The following is a 7,071-nucleotide window of genomic DNA, read 5'->3' as shown; positions in this document are numbered from 1 at the left end:
CTGCGGTCCGCGAGCCGCACGAGGAGGGGCGCGCCCGCCGCCCCCGCAAGAAGGAGCGCGCCCTGCAGCCCCGAGGGCGCGAGCCAGGCAGGCGGCGGCCAGTTCGGCGCCACCGTCCAGAGGAAGGCATAGCCGAACATGAGCGAGCCGAAGAGCGTGCCATTCGCCAGAAGCAGGAAGAGCGACCCCCACCAGCCGGGGCTCTCGGCCACGTCGCGGGGCAGGCTGAGGCCCAGGCCCACCGGCTGCGGGCCCTCGTCGCGCGAGGGCAGGATCGTCCAGACCCAGCGGATGGCCAGTGCCGTCACGCCCGCCAGCGCCAGCGGCACCAGCCAGTAGGTCTTCAGGAGCATTCCGAGGAAGAAGAGCCCGGTCACGAGCGCGAGCTGGAAGGGCAGGGCGCTGTTGCCGGGATAGACGACGAGGCTCGCGGGCCGCCCCGTCGCCACATCGACCATCAGCGTCTCGCGCCGACCCTCGCGGGGCTCGCCCAGATAGAAGGCGCCCTTGGCGATCTTCACCCCGAGGTCGGGGTCGGCATGAAGCGGATCCCGGCCGCTCACCTCCGGCAGGCTCGCGAAATTGTAGGCGGGCGCGGGGGTGGGCATCGCCCATTCGAGCGTGCCCGCGCGCCAGGGATTGCGGCTGCCCCGGACGGCCACCAGCGCGTTCATCGCCACGTCGAGGATCACCAGCGCGAAGCCGATCGCCATGACGAAGCCGCCGATCGAGGAGATGAGGTTGATGACCTCCCACCCCTGGCCGGGCTCGTAGGTCTCGGTCCGCCGCCGCTGGCCGAGGAGCCCCACCCAGTGGACGGCAAGGAAGGTGGCGTGAAAGCCCAGCGTCACCAGCCAGAAGGCCACGTCGCCCACCCGGAAGAACCGCTTCCGCCCGGTGACATGGGGCATCCAGTAATAAAGCGCAGCCAGCATCGGGAAGACGAAGCCGCCCACGAGGACGTAATGCAGGTGGGCCACGATGAAATGCGTGTCATGCACCTGCCAGTCGAAGGGCACCACCGCCACCATGACCCCGGTGAGCCCGCCGATCACGAAGGTGGCGAAGAAGGCGAGGATCCACATCATCGGCAGCCGCATCTCGGGCGTGCCGCGCCAGAGCGTGCCGATCCAGGCGAAGATCTGCACCGCCGTGGGCACCGCGACGAGGGTCGAGGCGGCCGAGAAGAGCGCGAGCCCCATGTGGGGGATGCCCGTCGTGAACATGTGGTGGACCCAGAGCCCGAAGCTCAGCACCGCAAGCGAGATGGCGGCAGCCACCACCCAGCGGTAGCCGATGAGGTCCGTCCGCGCCATGACGGGCAGGATGGTCGAGATCGCCCCGGCCGCGGGCAGGAAGATGATATAGACCTCGGGATGGCCGAAGAGCCAGAAGAGGTGCTGCCAGAGCAGGCTGTCGCCCCCCTCGGCCACCTGGAAGAAGGGCAGGCCGAAGGCGCGCTCCAGTTCCAGAAGGATGGAGCCCAGGATCAGCGGCGGAAAGCCCGTGAGGATCATCGTGGCCGTGACGAGCGCATACCAGCCATAGATCGGCATCCGGTCGAGCGACATGCCGGGCGCGCGGAAGCGCAGCACCGTCACCACGATCTCGACCGCGGCCGCGATGGCCGAAATCTCGACGAAGGTGATACCCAGAAGCCAGAAGTCGGAATTGATCCCGGGCGAGCCCAGCGTCGAGGCGAGCGGCGGATACATGAACCAGCCGCTGTCGGGCGCGATCCCGGCCAGAAGCGCCACGATCAGCATCGAGCCGCCCAGCGCATAGCACCAGAAGCCATAGGCCGAGAGGCGCGGATAGGCCAGATCGCGCGAGCCGAGCATCTTCGGCAGCAGATAGATCGTGAGCCCCTCGAACATCGGGATGGCAAACAGGAACATCATGATGGTCCCGTGCATCGTGAAGAGCTGCGCATAGGTCTCGGCGCCCACGAAGGCCGAGCGGGGGCTGGCCAGCTGCGCCCGGATCAGCATGGCGAGGATGCCGCCGATCAGGAAGAAGACGACCGAGGCGCCGAGGAACATCCGGCCCAGATCGGTGTGGTTCACGGTGGTGAACCAGCCGCGCCAGCCGGGCTCCGAGGCCCAGATCCGCGTGAGGAGGCGGTGTCGGCGCAGGGCATTCATGGGGAGGGACCCTCGAGGAAGGCCTCCCAGTCCGCGGCGTCGAGCGCGCGGACCGTGAAGGCGTGAGTGCGGTAGCCGGGTCCGCTGAATTCGGCGCTGACGCCGGCATAGTCGCCGGGCGCGCGGGCCTCGATCCGCAGCAGGTTCACATGGCCCGGGATGGCGTCCATCTTGCCGGCCAGCCGCGGCACCCAGAAACCGTGGATCACGTCGGCGCTGGTGATCTCGACATCCACCGGACGGCCCGCCGGGATATGGAGGATGTCCTCGGTCTCGAACCCCGGGCGATCCTCGTAGCCGAAGCGCCAGGCCCATTGCCGCGCCTCGGCCCGCACCGTCACCCGCTCGGGATGGTCGTGGGGCAGAAGCGCCTCGCCCACCGTCAGCCCGTAGGCCAGAAGGGCCGCGAGAACGGTGAGCGGGAAGGCCAGGCCCAGGCCCTGCAGCCAGAGCCGGTCGCTGCCGCCGCCAGGCCTGCGGCGCATGGCGAGGGCCAGAAGCACGGTCACGAAGAGGAAGATGGCCGTGGCGCCCGCGAGCATCACCCACCAGAGCCGCGCGATGACTTCGGCGGCGGGACCGGCGGGATGAACCGCCGAGAGATCTTCCGCGCAACCGGAGAGCAGGATCGGCGTTGTGAGAAGGAACAGCCAGCCGCGGAGGGGCCGATGACGGACAAGCAGGTGCAGACCGAGGACGACACGCTGATCGATCCGATCAGCTCGAGCCCCGACTTCGAACAGACGGAAAGCCGCATCGCGATCTGGGGCCATCCGACCCATGCCATGACCGTGGCCTTTCCGGTGGCGCTGACCTTCTGCACCTTCGGCGCGGACGTGCTCTACTGGCTCTCGGGCGACATCTTCTGGGCGCGCGCCGCGCTCTGGGCCGCGGGCACCGCCTTCCTGTTTGGCCTCGCAGCGGGCGTCACCGGCACCACCGAGCTTCTGATGGTGCCGGGCATCCGCGCCCGCGCCGCCGCCTGGACCCACTTCGTCATCGCCGTGGCGCTCCTGTCGGTGCTCGGGGCGAACTGGGGCTACCGGCTCGGCGGCTACGAGGAGGCGGTGCTGCCTTACGGCCTGCTCCTCTCGGCGTTCGGTGTGGTGATGGTCTCGGCGGCGGGCTGGCATGGGGGCAAGCTCGTGTTCGACTATCGGCTCGGGACGTCGAAGGGGAGTTGAAGCTCCCTCGGCGTCTCGAGCCAGGCGGGCAGGGGGATCCGGCCCAGGTCGGGCTTGGCGAGGACCAGCGTCAGGATCCCCAGCACCGGCACGAAGAGCAGGATCAGCGGCAGCAGCGCCGCAGGCGGGCGATGGGTGCCCTCGGTCTCGGCCACGCTGACGAGCGTGTGGCCGACCCAGGCGTGGAAGGCCACGAGCAGGGCCACGAAGACGAGCTTGGCGAACATCCAGGCCACGAAGACCTCGCGCAGGAAGATCAGCGCCGTGCCGCTGGCGATGGCTGTCACCGCGGCCGGCGTCACCACCAGCGTATAGCCGTAATGGGTCGCGCGGCGGACACGGGAATAGTCGGCCTGCCCGATCGCATCGTCGTGCAGGCTCAGCATGAGCGGCAGGGCGAAGAGGCCGCCGCACCACAGCACGAGCATGGCGATGTGCAGCGCCTTGAGATGCGGGATCGCCGGTTCGAGAACACCGATCATGCGCGGACTGCCTCCGGCGCCTGCTCCCGCGCCGATCTCCGGACTGCCGCCCCTGCCGTCATCCCTGATCCTTCTCCCCGTCGCGAGCGCGCGCGGGAAGGGAACGGCGGGGGACGGCCGCGGTTCCGGCGCTTCGGTCAGGCGCTCTTCTGCGCGACGCCCTTGCGCGCGCTGAGGGCCGCAAGCCGCAGCGGATCCATCGGCCGGCCGAGCAGGTAGCCCTGAAAGCCGTGGCAGCCCATGCCGAGGAGGGCCTCGCGCTGGGACGCGCGCTCGACCCCTTCGGCCGTGACCTCGATGCCCATGGCGCGGCCGAGGTCGAGGATGGCGCGCACGATCTGGTCGGTGCCGTCCCCGGTGCCGAGCCGCGCCACATAGGAGCGGTCGATCTTGATCGTGTCGATCTGATAGTCGCGCACATAGCGCAGGAGCGACTGGCCGGTCGCGAAATCGTCGAGCGCGATCGAGACGCCCGCCGCGCGCAGTCGGGCCAGATTGGCCAGCGTCGAGGGGCCTGCGTCGAGCGTGAATCTCTCGGTCAGTTCGAGCACGAGCCGCTCGCCGGAAAGGGCATGCGCCGACATCACCGCCAGAACCTCGTCGGCAAAGGTCTCGTGGCGCAGCTGCACCGGCGAGACATTGACCGACACCCGCGGAATGCCCGAGGTGGCGGCGAGGATGCAGGCCTGTTCGAGGACATGGTGGCCGATCCGTTCGATCAGGCCCGTCTCCTCGGCGATGGAGAGGAAGGTCTCCGGGCCCATCTGCCCGAGGGCCGGGTGGTTCCAGCGCACCAGCGCCTCCGCCGCCACGATGCGCTCCTCGGCATCGAAGATCGGCTGGTAGAGCACATGGATCTGCCCGCCCTCGGCGACCGCCCGGCGCAGGTCGCGCTCGATCTCGTGACGGCGGCGGAACATGTCGGTCATCTCGGGCGTGGCGATGCAGTAGCGCCCGCGCCCTTCGGCCTTGGCGCGGTAGAGAGCGGTGTCGGCGCTGCGCAGGAGCGACTCCTTGCCCCCCTCGACGGCGGCCGCGCGCACGGCGCCGATGCTCGCGCCGATCTGGACCTGCCCGCACTTGAGGTCGCAGGGCGCCGCGAGCAGATGCACGAGGCCGCTGCAGTAGCGCCCGAGCGTCTCGTCGCTGGTCATCCCGATCAGGATCACGCCGAACTCGTCGCCGCCGAGCCGCGCCACCGTGTCCGTCTCGCGGACATGCGAGCGCAGCCGCGCCGCCATCTGCCGGATGAGCTCGTCGCCGGCCTGATGGCCCATCGTGTCGTTGACCGCCTTGAACCGGTCGAGGTCGAGGCAGAGGAGGGCCACCGCCGGCCCCCCGCGTTTCTCGGCCTTGAGCGCCTGATCCAGCCGATCCTCGAACAGCGTGCGGTTCGGGATGCCCGCAAGCGGATCGTGCATGGCGAGATAGCGCGCTTCCTCCTCGCTCTGGTGCAGCCGCCGCGACGCGATCCAGAGCGTGCGCAGCAGCCAGCTCAGCAGAGCGGCGCCGAAGGCCGCGAACAGGCCCACCACGGGCAGCATCTCTTCGACGATCCGGTGCCCGGGGCGGTCCGCGCGCCAGACGAACCAGGCGATGGGCTGTCCCGCCGCGTCGCGCAGCGGCACCGAGAGACGGTCATCGGGACCGGGCTGAACGGAGAAAGAGCCGCGGTCGAACTCATAGGCGCTCGAGAGCCGCGCGGCCATGTCGACATCGGCCTTCTGGATGGCGACATGCAGATATTCCGTGCCCGCCGGCTGCACGAGGGCGGGCGTGTCCGGCACGATCGGCACCACGCTCACCAGCGCGGGCTTGCCTCCCAGAAGGACGAAGCGGGTGAGCGACCGTTCGGCCACGTCGGCGGTGGACTCGGCCGGGTTGCGCGTCGCCGCGCGCATCTCCTCGACCATCGTCTCGACGGCCGGCGGCAGGGGCGAGCGGGGGCCGGGTTGCCCGGTCACGCCCTCGCGCGCCACATAGACGATCCGGGAGTCAGGATCGACGATGTAGGTCTCGTCCTGCCCGTATTGCTCGTGCATCCAGGTGCCGAGGTTCGCGTCGATCCAGTCGCGGTTGCCGTTGCGGACATGGAGCACCGCCTCGTCCCAGACCGTCGAGGCCTGCTGCTGCTCGAGAAGCCTGCTGGTCTCGCGGACGATGGCTCTTTGGGCGAAGCGGATCTGTCGGGCCTCGGCGTCCGCATCGACCGCGTTCACCGCCGTGTAGCTCAGGAACAGGACCGACAGGGTGGCCACGAGGCAGGCCAACAGGATGGCCGCGACAAGCTGCGCCGAGAAGGAAGCAGGCGCGCGGGGCTTGTCCATCCTCACCTCCTGGCGGCCCACGGGCACCGCCGACCTGCCGGTCGAGGCGCTGGAACGGGCAGCTTGGTCCCTCCGGCGGATCTCCGAACCGTCCAGCCGGGAACGTGCTGCGTTCATCGTCGATTCCGCCGTAGCGCTCAAGAGGTCTGTGAAACTACATACGAAAGATGATGGAAGGTGGATCGGCCGGCGGGTGCCGGCCGTCCTTCAGATCAGTTTCCCGAGCGCGAAGATCGCGCCGAGGCCCAGCACCAGAAGGATCCAGTGCAGCAGCACCTGCCGGCGCTCGGAACGGGAAGCGCCGAGCTCGGGATCAGGGGCCGGGGTGCCGGACGGGGCGGGCGCCGGGGCCGGAAGGTTGGCCGAGCGCGCGGCGCGGCGGTCGGCCCGGCGTCGCAGGCTGCGCCGGCCGCCCTGGAAAAGCAGCGTGAGGGCGCCGGCAGCCGGCAGCAGCCCGCCGAGGGCTGCGGGATCGAGTGACATGGCATGTCCTGTGCGTTGAGGCGGGCATGCGCGGGCCTGCGCCGTTCCGGCGCACGGCTCCGCCTGCCCGTGGAAGATCGGAGAGGGCGTCGCGGCGGAGATCAGGCGTCCTTGATCTCGCGCGGCGGCTCGGCTGCGGCGGGCTCGGCAGGCGTGTCCTGAAGGCCTTGCTTGAAGGCAGAGATGCCGCGGCCGAGTTCGCCCATCATGGACGAGACCTTGCCCTTGCCGAAGAGGACGATGATGGCGGCTGCGATGACGAGGAGGCCGGGAAGGCCTATGTTGTTGAGCATGTTCAACTCCTGAAACGTCTGGAAGGGCCGCGCCTTGCGGGCGGCCGGTCGCGGTCAGATCGCGAAGGGACGGTTCGGAGGAGCGCGGGCCTGGAAGGCGCGGGCGAAGGGCTGCGGGGCAGGGCCTGCGTGCGGGAGAGTGGCCGCGGCACGGCGGC

At 69.8% G+C, this 7,071-nt stretch carries 7 protein-coding genes; 1 reads left to right on the top strand and 6 read right to left on the bottom strand.

The annotated features are described in order from the left end of the window. On the bottom strand, positions 1 to 2,144 hold a 2,144-nt coding region (ctaD, locus tag A9O63_RS17155), incomplete at its 3' end, for a cytochrome c oxidase subunit I (RefSeq protein WP_069333018.1). Continuing rightward, a complete protein-coding gene (locus A9O63_RS17150) occupies positions 2,141 to 2,686 on the bottom strand; it encodes a cytochrome c oxidase subunit II (protein ID WP_235836998.1) in 546 nt (181 codons plus the stop codon). The genes A9O63_RS17150 and ctaD, both read right to left, overlap by 4 nt. A gap of 126 nt (positions 2,687 to 2,812) precedes the next feature. Here A9O63_RS17150 and A9O63_RS17145 point away from each other — a divergent pair, with 126 nt between their 5' ends. Further along, entirely contained in the window at positions 2,813 to 3,328 is a 516-nt protein-coding gene (locus tag A9O63_RS17145) for a DUF2231 domain-containing protein (protein WP_069333017.1), read from the top strand. Here A9O63_RS17145 and A9O63_RS17140 read toward each other — a convergent pair. From A9O63_RS17140 to A9O63_RS17125, 4 genes are all read right to left on the bottom strand, one after another. Next, on the bottom strand, positions 3,298 to 3,810 hold the full coding sequence (locus tag A9O63_RS17140) for a CopD family protein (protein WP_069333016.1): 513 nt from the start codon (positions 3,808 to 3,810) through the stop codon (positions 3,298 to 3,300). The two genes, A9O63_RS17145 and A9O63_RS17140, sit on opposite strands and share 31 nt — an antisense overlap. Positions 3,811 to 3,947: 137 nt before the next feature. Beyond that, positions 3,948 to 6,254: a putative bifunctional diguanylate cyclase/phosphodiesterase gene (locus A9O63_RS17135; protein WP_084296011.1), complete on the bottom strand. Its 2,307-nt coding sequence runs from the start codon at positions 6,252 to 6,254 to the stop codon at positions 3,948 to 3,950. Positions 6,255 to 6,344: 90 nt separating this feature from the next. Beyond that, positions 6,345 to 6,620 carry a hypothetical protein gene (locus A9O63_RS17130; protein ID WP_069333014.1) on the bottom strand — a complete coding sequence of 92 codons (276 nt, stop codon included), beginning with the start codon at positions 6,618 to 6,620 and terminating at the stop codon, positions 6,345 to 6,347. Between the two features lie 101 nt (positions 6,621 to 6,721). Continuing rightward, positions 6,722 to 6,913: a twin-arginine translocase TatA/TatE family subunit gene (locus tag A9O63_RS17125; RefSeq protein ID WP_012640908.1), complete on the bottom strand. Its 192-nt coding sequence runs from the start codon at positions 6,911 to 6,913 to the stop codon at positions 6,722 to 6,724. Positions 6,914 to 7,071 lie beyond the last annotated feature (158 nt).

It is taken from the genome of Cereibacter johrii (genome assembly GCF_001720585.1).
Taxonomy (GTDB): Bacteria; Pseudomonadota; Alphaproteobacteria; order Rhodobacterales; family Rhodobacteraceae; genus Cereibacter_A; species Cereibacter_A johrii.
Note: the sequence above shows the minus strand (reverse complement) of the source record. Positions and strands in the feature narration are given on the sequence as shown.